Source organism: Halosimplex rarum, assembly GCF_047715405.1.
Lineage (GTDB): Archaea > Halobacteriota > Halobacteria > Halobacteriales > Haloarculaceae > Halosimplex > Halosimplex rarum.
Map to the genome: position 1 here is coordinate 880,935 of NZ_CP180412.1, position 15,124 is coordinate 896,058.

Below are 15,124 nucleotides of genomic sequence, written 5' to 3' on the forward strand. Positions count from 1 at the left end.
GAATCCCCGCAGGGACAGTACCGTATCGCCCCTCGCCCACGGCGGCGGTCGGTGCCGGGTTGTTCGTCGACGCGGTGCGAGACTGCCTACCGGCTCGGTGTGGGACTGTCTGTCAGCTCAATCCGGGACAGTCGGCCGGTGTTCGTGCGTGGACTCACCAAATTCGGTCTGAAAAACAATTAAAGGCTCGGGCACAAAGCGGGGGTATGGGAATACTCTCGCGCGCCTCCTACGTCGTCCGCTCGAAGATCAACGCTGTCCTGAATCGGGCGGAAGACCCCTCCGAGACGCTCGATTACTCGTACGAGCAGCTGCGCGACCAGCTTCAGGACGTCAAGCAGGGCATCGCTGACCTGACGACCCAGAAGAAGCGCCTGGAGATCCAGAAGCGCCGCCTGGAGGAGAACGTCGAGAAGCACAACGAGCAGGCCCGCGAGGCGGTCCGACAGGACCGCGACGACCTCGCGAAGAAGGCCCTCGAGAAGAAGAAACAGAAGATGAACCAGATCGAGGGGCTGGAGAGCCAGATCGCCGAACTGCAGGGCCAGCAGGACAAGCTCGTCGAGCAGAAGAACAAGCTCCAGAGCCGCATCGAGGAGTTCCGCACGAAGAAGGAGACGATGAAGGCCCGCTACGAGGCGGCCGAGGCCAGTACCAAGGTCTCTGAGGCCATGACCGGCGCCGGCGACGAGTTCGAGGACGTCGGTCGCGCCATCGAGCGCGCAGAGGAGCGCACCGAGGACATGGAAGCGCGCTCGCAGGCGATGGACGAACTGCAGGAGAGCGGCGCGTTCGACGACGCGCTCTCGGACAAGGACTCGATCGACCGCGAGCTCGAACAGCTCAGTACCGACAGCTCCGTCGACGCCGAGCTGAACACGCTGAAAGGCGAGATGGGCAAGGAGACCGAAAGCGAGAGCGCCGACGCCGGGTCGAACGGCGGGAGCGATAGCACGGAGACGGAGGCCGAACCGGCCGACGTGGACGCGCCGGACGTCGACGCCAACGGCGAGGGCGGCGAGGACGTCTCGGTCGACGACTCCGAGGTCGAGGCCGAGCTGGAAGAGCTGAAAGAGGACGAGAAGTAGTCACCCGGTCGGACGGCGGCCGGTTCGAGCGGAACTCCTTTTCAGGGCGGCCACAGCGTCGCGATCGACAGCGTCGTGACGACGGCGAGCAGTAGCTGGAGCGGTCCGCCCACGCGGAGGTAGTCGGTGAACTTGTAGCCGCCCGGTCCGTAGACCATCAGGTTGGTCTGGTAGCCGATAGGGGTGATGAACGCGTTCGCGGCGGCGAACGTGACCGCGATCAGGAACGGGAACCCGGCGAGACCGAGCTGCTCCGCGGTGCTGACCGCGACGGGGATCATCAGCACGACCGTCGCGACGGGCGTGATGATCGCGGCGACGACGGCGGTGAGGAGGTAGAGCAGGCCGAGCAGGACGACCGGGGGCAGGGCCTCCCCCGCACCGACGAGGGCGCCCGCGATCGCCTCGGCGCCCCCGGTCGCCTGCATCGCGACGCCCAGGGGAAGGAGGCCTGCGAGGAGGAAGACGACGCTCCAGTTGACGGCGTCGTAGGCCTGGTTCGCGGTGATCGTCCCGGTGGCGACGAGCGCGAACACGCCGCCAAGCGCCCCGATCGTGATCGGGACGACGTTCGTCGCAGCGAGGGTGATGACGGTCGCCAGCACGCCGATAGCGACCGGCGCCCGCGGACCGAGGCCCGGTCCCTCCGGTTTCGCGTCGGTCTGGTCGGTCACGCCGGCGAGAGCGCCCGTTCCCTCGGTCTCTGGCACGCTGGTTCCCTCGCCGGCTCCGTCCGCCGAGACGGCGCGTTCGGTGACAACGAGGTAGTCAGCCTCCTCGAAGTAGTCCACCGAAGCGGGCGTCGTCTGGAGCAAGAGCGCGTCGCCGGCCTGGAGTTCGACCGCGTCGAGGTCCTCTCGACGGAGGTCGTCGCCGCGCCGGAGCGCCAGGACGGTCGTGTCGAACCGCTCGCGCAACTGCAGGTCGCCGAGTTCGCGGTCGGCGATCCCCGATTCGGGGTGGACGACGGCCTCGACGAGCGTCGCGTCGTGGGGTGCGGCGGCGAGGCGCTCCTCGGTGACGGCTTCGCGGGACCGCTGGGCGAGCCCGTACCGGTCCGCGAAGCCGTTGACGGCCTGGAGGCTCCCGCGGACGGTGAGGCGGTCACCGGCGGCGAGCGCTCGGTCGCTCCCGCTCGCGACGTAGGCCTCGCCGTCGCGCTCTATCTGGAGCACGTCCACGTCGTGGTCTCGGGGTGTGTGTGCGTCGTGGTCGACGGACTCGACCTCGGGTTCGGCGCCGCCCTCGACTCGACCGGCGGCGTCGGCCGGCTGCTGTCCAGATCCGAGCGTCGCTTCGCCGGCCACGCCGGCTCCGGCGACCGGCTCGTCGGGGGCTCCGTCGAACACGACGCCGTCGTCGCCGTCGTCGAGCGCCTCGGCGGCGGTGTGGCCGATCAGCGGCGAGTCATCGCGGACGACCAGCACGCTGAGGTGGCGGTCGAGGCCGAACTCGTCGGTGAAGTCGGCGCCCGCGGGGATGCGTTCCGGGACGAGCCAGCGACCGACCGTCATCAGGTACGCGAGGCCGACGACGAGGACGACGGCGCCGACGGGCGTGATCTCGAACATGGAGATCGGGTGGGCGAGGAGGTCCCGGGAGAGGTCGCTGGCGAGGAGCGTCGTCGACGTACCGATGAGCGTCAGCGTCCCGCCGAGCATCGCCGCGAACGACAGCGGCATCAGCAGCTTCGACGGCGAGATGTTCGCTCGATCGGCGAGGCCGGTGATCATCGGGATGAACACCGCGACGACGGGCGTGTTGTTGACGATGCCCGCCGAGAGGCCGGTCACGCCGACGGTCGCGCCGAGCAGGCGCGTCTCGTCGCCGCCGGTCACCTCCTCTAGGGCGGCGCCGAGGTAGTCGACGACGCCCGTGTGCTCGACGCCGGCGCTGAGGATGTACATCGCGAGGATCGTCACGGTCGCACGGCTGGCGAAGCCCTCGATGGCCTCGCCGGCCGTGACGCCCGTGTACGGTTCGAGGACGGCGAGGGCGACGAGGACGCCGATGGCGGTGATGTCGGGCGGCAACCACTCGCTGACGAACAGGGCGAGCGCGACGGCGATCAGCGCGAAGACGACCAGCGCCCCCGTCGACAGCCCGAATAACATACCAGCGAAGGTTCGCCCGTCGACATAAACGGTGGGGTACCGCGGTGTCCCCGGATCCGCTGGCAGGCGCCGACCCGACCGGTCGAGGCCGGCGGCACACTTTTGCGCGCGCGCCGACACGTTCGAGTATGCGTCTCCTGTTCATCCACTCGGACCACCTGGAGTTCGAGGCGCGCGAGCAGGCCGGCCCGGACGACCTCGCCGAGCGGGAGGGCGTCCCGATGGACGGCCGCATGGAGGAGTGCGTGACCGCTTTCATCAGCGTCGAGTCCGACGACGAGACCGACCTCGACGGCGTCGTCGCGAACGCGACAGCGGAACTCCAGGACGTGACAGGACAACTCAACACGAACCGAGTGGTGCTGTACCCCTACGCCCACCTCAGCGAGGACCTGGCGAACCCCGACGCCGCCAAGGAGGTCATGCGGAGGCTGGAGTCCGAACTCGAAGCCGACGGGTACGAAGTCCTCCGGGCGCCGTTCGGCTGGTACAAGTCCTTCGAAGTGTCCTGCAAGGGTCACCCGCTCTCTGAACTCTCCCGGCACGTCTCCGCCCACCGCGACGAAGGTGCGGGTGAGGCCGGCGAGCCGGACCGCGAGCCCAGCGAGTGGCAGGTGATGTGGCCCGACGGGTCGACCGAGGGGGCGGTCGCCGCGAAGGGCGAGGTGAGCGCGGACATGCAGGCGTTCGTCGAGGACGAGGTCGAGGACGTGACCGCCTCGCCGGGCGAGGAACCGCCCCACGTCGAACTGATGCAGGAGAAGTCGCTCGCGGGCTACGACGACCTCTCGGACGTGGGCAACCTGCGGTGGTACCCCCGCGGGAAGCTCGTCCGCGACTCGCTGATGGAGTACGTCAACGACCTGGTCGTCGACTACGGCGGGATGCCCGTCGAGACGCCGATCATGTACGACCTGGGCGCTCGCCCCATCGACGAGCACGCCGGCAAGTTCGGCGAGCGCCAGTACCGCTTCGAGTCGGGCGACCGCCGGATGATGCTCCGCTTCGCCGCCTGCTTCGGCCAGTTCTCCATCATGCGAGACATGCACATCGCCGCGAGCGACCTCCCGCTGCGGATCTACGAGATGTCGACCTACTCGTTCCGCCGCGAGCAGAAGGGCGAGGTCACGGGACTGAAGCGACTGCGCTCGTTCACGATGCCGGACATGCACACCGCGACGGCGGACATGGCGGGCGCTCGCGAGGAACTGATGCGCCAGGCGAAGCTCTCCCTGCGGACCAGCGACGACCTCGGACTGGACTACCAGCCCGCGCTGCGGATGACCCGCGAGTTCTACGAGGACAACGAGGCGTGGGTCGCCGAGGTCGTCGCCGAACTCGACAAACCCTCGCTGATCGAGGTCATCCCGGAGCGCCATCACTACTGGTCGGCGAAAATCGACTTCGCGGCCATCGACGGACTCGGCCGTCCCATCGAGAACCCGACCGTCCAGATCGACGTCGAGAGCGCCGAACGGTTCGACATCACCTACACCGACGCCGAGGGAAGCCACCATCCGCCCATCTTGCACTACTCGCCGTCGGGCGGGATCGAACGCGTCGTCGCCGCCTTGCTGGAGGAGACGGCGACGATGGAGACGCCGCGGTTCCCGACGTGGCTCTCGCCGACGCAGGTCCGCTTCATCCCCGTCGGCGAGGAACACACCGACTACTGCGACGAGCTGGTCGACGACCTCGCGGCGGCCGACGTGCGCGCCGACGTGGACGAGCGCTCCGAGACGGTGGGGAAGCGCATCGCCCGGGCGGAGACCGACTGGGTGCCGTACTACGCCGTCGTCGGCGACCGCGAGGTCGACAGCGGGACCCTGGACGTCAACGTCCGCGCGGACGACGAGGAGATCGAGATGACGCCCGAGGAACTCCGCGAGCGCGTCCGCGCGGAGACCGAGGGGCTCCCGCGGAAGAAACGGTACCTCCCGAAACACCTCAGCGACCACCCGAGTTTCACCGGTCGCTGAGGGCGGACGGAGCGTCGACGGCGGGCCCGCCGGCGTCCGGTCGGCCACCTACCACTATTTACCCGGGTCCCGAACTGTCGCGTATGTACGACGACATCCTGTTGCCGACGGACGGGAGCAAGGGGACGACGGAGACGGTAGAGCACGCGATTTCGATCGCCCGGGACAACGACGCGACGGTACACGTCCTCTACGTGGTCGATAGCCGGCGATACCGCGCCGCCGAGTCGGACACGAAAGACGAGATCGTCAAATCGCTGGAAGTCGAGGGCGAGCGGGCGATCGAGGACCTCCGGGTCGACCTCGAAGACGCTGGCCTGGTCGTCGAGACCGAGATGCGCGACGGCATCCCTCACCGCGAGATCGTCGACTACGTCGACGAGGTAGGGATCGACCTGGTGACGATGGGGACCCACGGTCGGACCGGCCGGGATCGCGTCCAGAACCTCGGGAGTGTCACCGACCGCGTCCTCGAGGACGTGAAGGCGCCCGTCCTCGTCGTCGACATCGGGGACTGAACGGCGGGCGATGCTCGTTCGGGACCTGATGTCGACCGACGTGGTGACCGTGGGCGTCGACGCGACGCTACGCGACGCCGCCGGAAAGATCCTCGCCGAGCACGTCGGGAGCGTGGTCGTGGTCGACGACGGAACGCCGACGGGCATCGTCACCGAGTCCGACGCGCTCGGAGCGGCCCACGACCGTGACCAGCCGCTCGGGGAGATATCGGTCCGCGATCTGGCGCATCCGCCGCTCGTGACCACCGGCCCGGACCGGACTGTCCAGAGCGTCGCGCGGACGATGGCCGACGAGGGCGTGAAGAAGGTGATCGTCACCGAGGACCTCTCCGTGGTCGGCATCGTGACGCTGACCGACGTCGTCTATCACCTCGCGGACCTCCGCAAGGAGGCCACAGCGGCCGCGACTGACATCGCCGAACGAGACTGGCGGACGGACGACTGAGAGGCGGCGGGACGACCGCTTATTCGCCGTTGTCCGGACCGCGACCGGTCTCCAGGCTCCCCTGGCGGCCCTTGGTCTGGCGGTAGTCGGTGCCGAGCAGGTCGGCGAAGTGCTCGACGAACGCCTCGGTCTCCTCGGGCGACTGGTCCGCGGGGTCGAGCATCGGCACGAGTTCGAACCCGCGCCCGCGCATCGTCGTCGCGTGCAGTTCCTCGACGTCGAGTTCGTCCTCGCTCTTGGTGGTGTACTGGAACGCGAGCGCCTCGATGGCCCGCTGGCCGACGGGAACGATGATCTCCGGGTTGATCATGCGCAGTTCGCTTGAGCGGTAGGCCTCGCAGGCCGTGACTTCCTCGTCGGTCGCCGGCCGGTCCGGATGGCGACACCGCGTCACGTACGTCAGGTACACCTCGTCGGGAATGGGTTCCTCAGCACCGGGGTCGCCTTCGACCAGGCCGACGCGGTCGAGAATGTCCCAGACGAGCGACTGGTCGCCCGCGAAGGGGACGCCGGTCTCGTCGGCGGCGGCGCTGGGCTGGTCGCCGATGACGACGAAGTCCGCGCCCACGTCGCCGTAGCCGTGGACGATCCGCTCGCGCGTCTCGACTAGCTCCGGGCAGTTCGTGCACTCTTCGTCCATCCCGAAGGGATTAGACAGATCGTCCTGGCGTGCGTCCATCAGTTTGCACCCCGTATGGTCTGCACGCTCATCAGTCCTCGTCGATCGTCTCGGTAACGGTGTCCGCGTCGTCTGGGTCGTCCTGCGGACTCTCCGGGTGGTAGTCGGTGTCGTACTCGCCGGGGCGGCCGTCGATACGGTCAGGGTTGATGCGGCCGCCCAGCAGCATGAAGTCCAGGATCGTCACCCGGAGCATCGCTTCGAGGACGGGGACGGCCCGCGGCGGCAGGCTCGGGTCGTGGCGGCCGACGACCTTCGCCTCCTTCTTCTCCCCGGTCTCCCAGTCGACGGTCGTCTGGGTCTTCGGGATGGAGACGGGCGCGTGGAAGCTCACCTCGCCGTAGATCGGCTCGCCGGTCGTGATACCGCCCTGGAGGCCGGCGTGGTCGTTGCCGACGGGGACGGGGTCGCCCTCCTCGCTGACGACGTCGTCGCGGCTGCCGTCGTCGAACTCCCAGTCCTCGTTGCGCTCGATGCCGCGAGTCTCCCGGGCCTCGCGGCCCTGACCGTACTCGACGGCGGTCGTCGCGGGGACGGAGAACATCGCCTGGCCCAGGCGGGCGGCGAAGGAGTCGAATCGAGGAGCGCCCAATCCGCGGGGAACGCCGCGGCACTCGAAGTAGACCGCGCCGCCGATGGAGTCGCCTTCCTGCTGGTAGCGGTCGATGGCGTCGCGCATCTCCTCGGCCTTCTCGGGGTCGGCACAGCGGACCTCGTTCTCTTCGGTGTGTTCGAGCATGTCCTCCCAGGTCACGTCGTTCGCTTCGATGTCGCCGATCTGGTTGACGTGAGCCTTGACCTGCACGTCGTGGTCGGACTGGTCGAGGACCTGCTTGGCGACAGCGCCCGCCGCCACCCAGTTCACGGTCTCTCTGGCGGACGAGCGACCGCCACCGCCCCAGTTGCGCGTCCCGAACTTCGCGGAGTACGTGTAGTCGCCGTGGGAGGGTCGCGGCGCGGTGATGAAGGGCTCGTACTTGCCCGAGCGGGCGTCCTTGTTCTGGATGACCATCCCGATGGGCGTGCCGGTCGTGTACCCCTCCAGCGTGCCGGACTTGATCGACACCTCGTCGGGTTCGCCGCGGGAGGTGGTGATCATCGACTGGCCGGGCTTGCGGCGGTCGAGCTCTTTCTGCACGTCTTCCTCGGAGATCTCGACCCCCGCCGGACACCCGGACACTGTACAGCCCATCGCCTCCCCGTGGCTCTCGCCGAACGTCGTGAACCGGAAGAGGCGCCCGAACTCGTTGCCGTTCATTACCACGGGGTCGGTGGGCCGGGCATATAGTTCTGAAGATGTGGGCGGATGTGGCCGCGCCGCGCGGCGGATCCGCCGCGCCAGTTCTCCGGTCCCGGCGCCCGGCGACGCCCGGCCCTCGGTCGCCGACCCGCGACACCCGCAGGTATTTGTCGATGCAGTGGATTGTTCTGGTGACAGATGTCGACGGACCAGCGGACCGGAACGGGGGAGGGCGGTATGGACGGGTTCACTATCTTCGTTGTGGGTGCGATGGTCCTGTGGGTTGTCGTGGAGATAGCGTTGCGCTGGGAACTGGTCGCGCTCCTGGCGGGGCCGATCGGCAGCCCCCGCGGCGCTGACATGCTCCTCGTCGGGATCGGGTTCCCGCTCCTCGCCGGCGCGATCGCCTGGCTGGGCCGTCGCCGGGGGATCGAGCCCGACGACTGGGACTACGAGGTGTCGCTCAGGTCGGTCGCCGCCGGGATCGGTGGCGTCGTCGCGTTCTTTGTCGCGCTCGTGGCCGTCGTCCTGGTGATCACTGCGATTCAAGGAATGCCCGACGCCGGGAACGCGACGCCCGTCGTCGAACCGGGCGCGGCGGCGTGGGTCCTCGCCGCGCTCCTGATCGTCAACGGCGTCGTCGTCCCGTTCGCCGAGGAACTCGCGTGGCGCGGCGTGATCCAGACCGCGTTGATGGATTCGTACGGCGTACTCGCGGGAAGCGCCATCGCCGCGACTGGATTCGTCCTGAAACACGTCGTCGTCGACGGCGGAGCCGACCCGATCAGACTCGCGTCGCTCGTGATCCTCGCGGTGATATTCAGTGCCCTCCGCGCGCGATGGGGGACCGCCTCCAGCACCGTTGCCCACCTCGGCGCGAACCTGCTCGCGACGGGACTCGCGCTCGCGTCGCTTTGAGCGTTACTTAGAGGTCCCCGCGGGGCCTATTCGGCGACGATCCGATGCCAGTTCGGCGCGTACTCTCGGTCGGCTTCGCGGAGTAGGACGTTCTCTCGCGCGTACCGCGCGACCTCCGACGGCGTCAGCGCTTCCGACCAGGACACTCGCTCGTCGGCATCTACCGCGCCGGGGCCGCCGTTGTCGTATTCGGCGTACGTGACGGTCTCCTCCACGTCCGGGCGCGACCAGTTGTGCCACCCGGCGGGATGGACGTGGTCGCCCAGCTCCGAGCGGAGGAAGGCGACGTGGGCGTGGTCTCGCCACGGTCGACCGAGGTAGACTTCCGATACCTCCGGATCGGCGGTCAGCGAGCAGTCGTCGAAGACGTACCCGAACGGCTCTCTCGGCGGCGTCGAAGCCGCCGTGATGTAGGAGTCGGCCTTCGAGTGGATCTCGCAGCCTTCGAAGACCGCGGTGGCACCGCCGAAGACGAAGTCGGTCGTTCCTTCGAGGTAGCAGTCGTCGAAGTACTGTCGCGACCCCTCGCCGGCGACGTAGACCGTGTCCTGGTCGCCGAGGAACCGACAGTTCTCGAACGCGGCGCGGTCGGCCTCGACGTGCAGCGCGACGGCCTGGCCGACGTCTGGACCGGCGGTGTTCCGCACGGTCAGGTTCCGCGCGGTGAAGTCGTTTCCGCAGACCTTCAGCGTATACGTGAAGAACGTGCTGTTGCGTCCCCGGTCGATCCCGTCGAAGTGGTCGTCGTACGTGACGATCGTGTTCTCGACGCTCTCCCCGACCAGGTCGACCTCCGTGTTCCAGGCGTGGACCTTCACCTTCTCCTCGTACACGCCGTCCGCCACGAAGATGGAGACCCGATCTCGTGGGAACGATTTCGCCCCGTCGATCGCCGCCTGCAGGCTCTCGTAGTCGCCGCTCCCGTCCGCGTCGACGACGTAGTCGTATTCCTCGCGTGCTCCCGGAGCCATCGATATCCTACTTCGCTCCCCATCTTCTTGTATACTCTTCGGCTCCGCGTTCTCTCGTGGGGTGAACGATGCGACCTGAATGGGGGCCGCACTCCATCCGTCGCTGGGTTCAAACGGCTCGGTCCCTAACTCCGAGCAATGACAGAGACAGCGAATGCGACGCTCGCGGGCGGGTGCTTCTGGTGCATCGAAGCGGCGTTCGAGGAACTCGACGGCGTCGAGGACGTGACCTCGGGCTACGCTGGCGGACACAAGGAGAACCCGACCTACAGAGAGGTCTGCTCCGGGTCCACGGGCCACGCCGAGGTCGTCCAGGTCGAGTACGACCCCGAGGTCATCGCGTACGAGGACCTGCTGGAGGTCTTCTTCCGGATCCACGACCCGACGACGAAGGACAAGCAGGGCCCCGACGTCGGGTCGCAGTACCGGTCGGCCGTCTACTACCACGACGACGAACAGCAGGAGATCGTCGAGCGGTTCGTCCACAACCTCCAGCAGGGCGGCGACTTCGACAGCTACGAGAACGACGAGATCGTCACCGAAATCGCGCCGCTCGACACGTTCTGGCGGGCCGAGGAGAAACATCAGAACTACTACGACAAGAACCCGAACGACCGCTACTGCCAGTTCCACGCCGAACCGAAGGTGAAGAAGGTTCGCGAGCAGTTCGGCTCCAAAGCGGCGCAGTCCGACGACTGACTGGGTCGCAGATTTCTCGCGAAGATATATCAGCCGGCCGAGCGAACGGCCGGTTATGGTACGGCTCCCGTCGCTCCGCGGCATCATCGACCGGCGGATCCTCGTCAACTTCCGGATCGATGCGGCCGCGCTCGATGCGGTGCTCCCGGACCCGTTCGAACCGCGGACAGTCGACGGCTACGCTATCGGCGGGATCTGTCTGCTCAGACTGACCGACGTCCGGCCGCGCGGCCTTCCTGCCTTCGTGGGCACCCGTTCTGAGAACGCCGCCCACCGCATCGGCGTCGAGTGGGACGACGCCGGTGTCGGAGCGGCCGGCGCGGACGGCGAGCGGCGATCGGGCGTTTACGTCCCGCGGCGGGACACGTCCTCGCGACTCACCGCGGCCGTCGGCCGCCGCTCGTTCGGCGAGTACTACCGGGCGGACTTCGACGTGGACGAGCGCGACAGTCGCTACGCCGTGGCGATGCGAAGCCGCGACGGCGAGACGCGGATGTCGGTGACGGCCGGCGAAGCTGACGAGATCCCCGCCGACAGCGTCTTCGACTCCGTCGCGGCCGCGTCGGAGTACCACCGGCGCGGCGCGGTCGGCTACTCGCCCGCCGCCGGCGACGCTGGCGAGCGCTTCGACGGCGTGGAACTCACGACCGACGAGTGGCGGGTGAGGCCGCTCTCTGTCTCGGAGGTGAGTGCGAGTTTCTTCGAGGACGAGCGGCGGTTCCCGACCGACGCCGTGACGTTCGACAACGCGCTGCTCATGCGGGACATCGGGCACGAGTGGCGCGACGTTGGGTCGATCTGTCCGGAACCGGACGCGACCGCGGACGACCCGGCGTCGGCGAGGACAGCGCAGTCGACTGTCTGAGGGAGGCGGCGGTCTGCCGTCGAGACGTCGACGCCTACTTCGAGACGTTCGCGCCGAGGTCCGCGAGCGTGTCGAAAAAGCCCGGGAACGACACGTCGACGTCTTCGGCCTCGGTGATCGTCGTCTCGCCGTCGGCGACGAGGCCGGCGACGGCCAGCGACATGATGATGCGATGGTCGTCGCGACCGGGGAGGGTCGCGCCGCGCAGGCCGGTCTCGCCGCCGCGGATGGAGAGCCGGTCCTGTTCCTCGACGACGGCGGCGCCCATCTCCGTGAGCGACTCGGCCATGACGCTCACGCGGTCGGTCTCCTTGTAGCGGACGTGCTCGCAGTCGACGATGGATGTGGTGCCGTCGGCGGCCGCGCCGAGGACGGCGATAGTGGGGAGCAGATCCGGCGTGTCGGCGACGCTGACTTCGACGCCCGTCAGGTCGGACTGGCTGACGGTGATCTCGCCGGCCTCGCGGTCCCACTCGATGTCGGCGCCCATCCGCTCCAAGACGTCGACGATGGCCGAGTCGCCCTGTGCGCTCGGGTAAGCTCCCTCGACGACGAGGCCGTCGGGGGCCGCGAGCGCGCCCGCGGCGAGGAGGTAGGACATCGACGAGAAGTCGCCGGGGACGTGGTACTCGCCGCCTTCGGGCGCGTAGGACTGCCCGCCGCCGACGCGGTAACCCCCGTCGATTTCTTCGGCCTGGACGCCGAACGCCTCCAGCACCTCGATGGTGATGTCGACGTACGGGGCGGACTTGAGCTCCGTTTCGAGGTCGACCGTGACCCCGTCGTCGGAGACGGCGCCGGCCATCAGGAGCGCGGTGACGAACTGCGACGATACGTCGCCGGGGATCGAGGCGGTGCCACCGTCGACGGGGCCGCCGAGGACCAGCGGCGCCTGGCCGTTGGCACGGGTACTCTCGGCGCGGCCGCCGAGCTGCTCGATGGCGTCGAGAAGCGGTCCCTGCGGTCGCGAGCGCAGCGACCCGTCGCCAGTCAGCACCGTCAGGCCGTCGGCGAGCGCGGCCGTCCCAGTAGTGAGGCGCATCGTCGTCCCGCTGTTGGCGCAGTCGATCACGTCCGCGGGCACGTCGGGGCGGCCGTCGAAGCCCTCGACGGTGAGCGTGCTCCGGTCTTCGGAGAGGTCGGTCTCGCCGCCGTAGGCCTCGACGGCGCGTCGGGTCGCCTGCGTGTCGGCGCTGATCAGCGGGTCCCGGACCGTCGCCTCGCTCCCGTAGCCCGCCGCGAGTATCGCCCGATGCGTGTAACTCTTCGACGGCGGAGCGCGCGCCCGACCCCGCAGCGTCGACCGCTCGATGGTCGCGTCCATGTGCGGCCCGACGCGGCGGTCAGGTATGTCAGTACCGGACGCGGCATCGGCGCCTCGACGCGGCGGTCCAGCGCGCTGAATGAACGTTCAATCAAAGCGCTTATGCCGTTGAATAAATATTCAATCAACTATGTCCCCGGGCGACCTCTTCGATCCGGACTCCGACGACACGGAGGACCTGCTGATGGCCGCGACGTATCGCGCCCTCTGTGAACACGGATACGCCGACCTCACCATCGAGCGGATCGGCGCGGAGTTCGAGAAGTCGAACTCGCTGCTGTACCACCACTACGACGGGAAGGACGACCTCCTCGTCGGGTTCCTCGAATACGTTCTCGATCGCTTCGAGGCCGACGTCCCCTCGGAGCGCACGGGCGATCCGTGGGCTGACATGCTCGACCTCCTCGACCACGGGCTGGCTCCGGGTATCGAGGCGGAGCGCCGGGAGTTCGTCAGCGCGATGATCGAACTCCGGGCCCAAGCGGCCCACGACCCGGCGTACCGCGAGGCGTTCACCCGCCACGACCGCTTCTTCCGGGAGCGCCTCGCGAGCGACATCCGGGAGGGGATCGAGTCGGGCGACTTCCGGGACGTCGACGCCGACCGCGTCGCCAGGCTCGTCCACACGATGTTCACGGGCGCGATGACCCGGCGGGTCACCGCCGACTCCGACGACGGGGTCAGCCCGCTCGAAGGCGTCCGCGAGGAGTTCGAGGCGATGCTCGCGGCCCGTCTGCTCCCGGAGGGCGAGGATGAGTAGCGCGGGCGACCGCGCGGTGAACCTCACGGACGGGAAACTGCTCAAACCCCTGCTCGTGCTGTCGGTGCCGATCATCGCGACGAACCTGCTGCAGGTCGGCTACAACCTCGCGGACACGTTCTGGGTCGGTCGCCTCGGGCAGGCGGCCGTGACCGCCCTCTCGTTCTCGTGGGCGATCGTCTTCCTGCTCATCAGCTTCTCGGGCGGGTTCGCCGTCGCCGGGAACGTCCTCGTCGCACAGAACAAGGGGGCGGAGAACGACGACCGGGTCGACCACGTCGCCGGGCAGACCCTGGCGTTCGTGGCGCTGCTCTCGGCGGTGTTCGCCGGGATCGGGTACCTGCTCGCGCCGCAGTTGCTCGAACTGATCGGCGCCGTGCCCGGGACCGCGGAGTACCGGCTCTCCGTGGAGTACACGCGGACGATGTTCCTCGGCATCCCCTTCGTCTTCGGCTTCTTCATCTTCCAGGGGCTGCTCCAGGGCTGGGGCGACACCCGGACGCCGATGTACCTGATGGCGCTGGGCGTCGCCCTGAACGTCGCCATCGACCCCATCTTCATCCTCGGGTTTCAGGACAACGTCCTCTTCGAGGCGCTCGGGCTCAACGGGCTCCAGCGGTCGCTGTACGCCGCGACCGGGTTCACCGGCTTCGGCGTCCAGGGAGCGGCGCTGGCGACGATCCTCTCGCGCGGGATCGGGACGGTGATCGCGATGGGCCTGCTCCTGACCGGTCGGGTCGGCATCACCCCCGCGCCCGGCGACTTCGTGCCGAAGCGCGAGACGGTCGCGAAGATCGTCCGCATCGGCGCGCCGGCGAGCATCGAGCAGTCCACCCGCGCCGTCGGCGTCACCGTCCTGACCGCGCTCGTCGCGCTCGCCAGCCAGGAGGCCGTCGCCGCGTACGGCATCGGGAATCGGTTGACGTCGCTGGTCTTCCTGCCCGCGATGGGACTGGCCCGCGGGACGGAGACGGTGGTCGGGCAGAACCTCGGGGCAGACCAGGTAGAGCGGGCGAAGCGCGCGGTGGTCGCGTCGGTCGGGCTGATCGCCGTCGTCCTCGGCGTCGTGAGCGCGGTCGTCATCGCGTTCGCGCGGCCGATCACCGCCGTGTTCATCACGGGAGAGAACGCGGAACTGGTGATCTCGGTCGGCGCCGACTACCTGCGGATCGTCGGGTTCACGTTCCTGTTCCTCGGCGCGTTCCGGGTCGTCCAGGGCGCGTTCCGCGGGAGCGGGAGCACGCGGACGGCGATGGCCTTCTCCGTGCTCGCGCTCGTCGTCTTCCGCGTCCCGCCGGCGTACGCGCTCGTCGAGTGGTTCGACATGGGCGCGACCGGCGTCTGGTACGGCATCGCCTTCTCGAACGTCGCCATCTTCCTGGTCGCCGGTGCGTGGTTCCTCCGGGGGACCTGGACCGACGCCGTCATCGACCACGGGTCGTCGCCGTCGGGACCGGACGCCGACGGGCCGATTCCCGCCAGTGACGACGTGGTCGCGGAAGACGACTGACGGCGGGTTCCCGG

At 68.6% G+C, this 15,124-nt stretch carries 14 protein-coding genes; 9 read left to right on the forward strand and 5 right to left on the reverse strand.

The genetic code is table 11. From position 1 onward, the window contains the following. Nucleotides 1-206: 206 nt before the first annotated feature. Nucleotides 207-1,088 carry a PspA/IM30 family protein gene (locus tag ACMGFH_RS04345; protein ID WP_415381562.1) on the forward strand — a complete coding sequence of 294 codons (882 nt, stop codon included), beginning with the start codon at nt 207-209 and terminating at the stop codon, nt 1,086-1,088. A gap of 41 nt (nt 1,089-1,129) precedes the next feature. Here ACMGFH_RS04345 and ACMGFH_RS04350 read toward each other — a convergent pair whose 3' ends face one another. Beyond that, complete coding sequence (locus tag ACMGFH_RS04350; RefSeq protein WP_415381563.1) at nt 1,130-3,202, reverse strand: SLC13 family permease; 2,073 nt, start codon at nt 3,200-3,202, stop codon at nt 1,130-1,132. Nucleotides 3,203-3,330: 128 nt separating this feature from the next. Between ACMGFH_RS04350 and ACMGFH_RS04355 the strand changes: the two genes are divergently transcribed. From ACMGFH_RS04355 to ACMGFH_RS04365, 3 genes are all read left to right on the forward strand, one after another. Continuing rightward, complete coding sequence (locus ACMGFH_RS04355) at nt 3,331-5,181, forward strand: threonine--tRNA ligase (protein WP_415381564.1); 1,851 nt, start codon at nt 3,331-3,333, stop codon at nt 5,179-5,181. A gap of 83 nt (nt 5,182-5,264) precedes the next feature. Beyond that, the gene (locus ACMGFH_RS04360) at nt 5,265-5,699 is read left to right on the forward strand and encodes a universal stress protein (protein ID WP_415381566.1); all 435 of its coding nucleotides are present in this window, start codon (nt 5,265-5,267) and stop codon (nt 5,697-5,699) included. Between the two features lie 10 nt (nt 5,700-5,709). Further along, nucleotides 5,710-6,144 carry a CBS domain-containing protein gene (locus tag ACMGFH_RS04365; protein ID WP_415381567.1) on the forward strand — a complete coding sequence of 145 codons (435 nt, stop codon included), beginning with the start codon at nt 5,710-5,712 and terminating at the stop codon, nt 6,142-6,144. A gap of 19 nt (nt 6,145-6,163) precedes the next feature. Here the strand turns inward: ACMGFH_RS04365 and ACMGFH_RS04370 are convergent, their stop codons facing one another. Continuing rightward, nucleotides 6,164-6,823 carry a uracil-DNA glycosylase gene (locus tag ACMGFH_RS04370; protein WP_415381568.1) on the reverse strand — a complete coding sequence of 220 codons (660 nt, stop codon included), beginning with the start codon at nt 6,821-6,823 and terminating at the stop codon, nt 6,164-6,166. 31 nt (nt 6,824-6,854) lie between these two features. After that, nucleotides 6,855-8,081 (reverse strand): chorismate synthase, encoded by a 1,227-nt coding sequence (aroC, locus tag ACMGFH_RS04375; RefSeq protein ID WP_415381569.1) that lies wholly within the window; start codon nt 8,079-8,081, stop codon nt 6,855-6,857. A gap of 180 nt (nt 8,082-8,261) precedes the next feature. On the opposite strand from aroC, the gene ACMGFH_RS04380 reads away from it, so the two are divergent. Continuing rightward, on the forward strand, nt 8,262-8,981 hold the full coding sequence (locus ACMGFH_RS04380) for a lysostaphin resistance A-like protein (RefSeq protein ID WP_415381570.1): 720 nt from the start codon (nt 8,262-8,264) through the stop codon (nt 8,979-8,981). Between the two features lie 26 nt (nt 8,982-9,007). Here the strand turns inward: ACMGFH_RS04380 and ACMGFH_RS04385 are convergent, their stop codons facing one another. Beyond that, a complete protein-coding gene (locus tag ACMGFH_RS04385) occupies nt 9,008-9,952 on the reverse strand; it encodes a pectinesterase family protein (protein WP_415381571.1) in 945 nt (314 codons plus the stop codon). Between the two features lie 138 nt (nt 9,953-10,090). Between ACMGFH_RS04385 and msrA the strand changes: the two genes are divergently transcribed. Together msrA and ACMGFH_RS04395 are read left to right on the forward strand one after the other, a co-directional pair. After that, nucleotides 10,091-10,651, forward strand: coding sequence for a peptide-methionine (S)-S-oxide reductase MsrA (gene msrA, locus ACMGFH_RS04390; protein ID WP_415381573.1), 561 nt, complete (start codon nt 10,091-10,093; stop codon nt 10,649-10,651). 55 nt (nt 10,652-10,706) lie between these two features. After that, the gene (locus ACMGFH_RS04395) at nt 10,707-11,516 is read left to right on the forward strand and encodes a DUF2071 domain-containing protein (protein ID WP_415381575.1); all 810 of its coding nucleotides are present in this window, start codon (nt 10,707-10,709) and stop codon (nt 11,514-11,516) included. Between the two features lie 34 nt (nt 11,517-11,550). Here ACMGFH_RS04395 and aroA read toward each other — a convergent pair whose 3' ends face one another. Continuing rightward, nucleotides 11,551-12,840, reverse strand: a complete 1,290-nt coding sequence (gene aroA / locus ACMGFH_RS04400; protein WP_415381576.1) for a 3-phosphoshikimate 1-carboxyvinyltransferase — start codon at nt 12,838-12,840, stop codon at nt 11,551-11,553. A gap of 130 nt (nt 12,841-12,970) precedes the next feature. Between aroA and ACMGFH_RS04405 the strand changes: the two genes are divergently transcribed. After that, nucleotides 12,971-13,600 carry a TetR/AcrR family transcriptional regulator gene (locus ACMGFH_RS04405; protein WP_415381577.1) on the forward strand — a complete coding sequence of 210 codons (630 nt, stop codon included), beginning with the start codon at nt 12,971-12,973 and terminating at the stop codon, nt 13,598-13,600. After that, a complete protein-coding gene (locus ACMGFH_RS04410) occupies nt 13,593-15,110 on the forward strand; it encodes an MATE family efflux transporter (RefSeq protein ID WP_415381578.1) in 1,518 nt (505 codons plus the stop codon). Before ACMGFH_RS04405 ends, ACMGFH_RS04410 begins: the two co-directional genes overlap by 8 nt. The last annotated feature ends 14 nt before the right edge of the window (nt 15,111-15,124 follow it).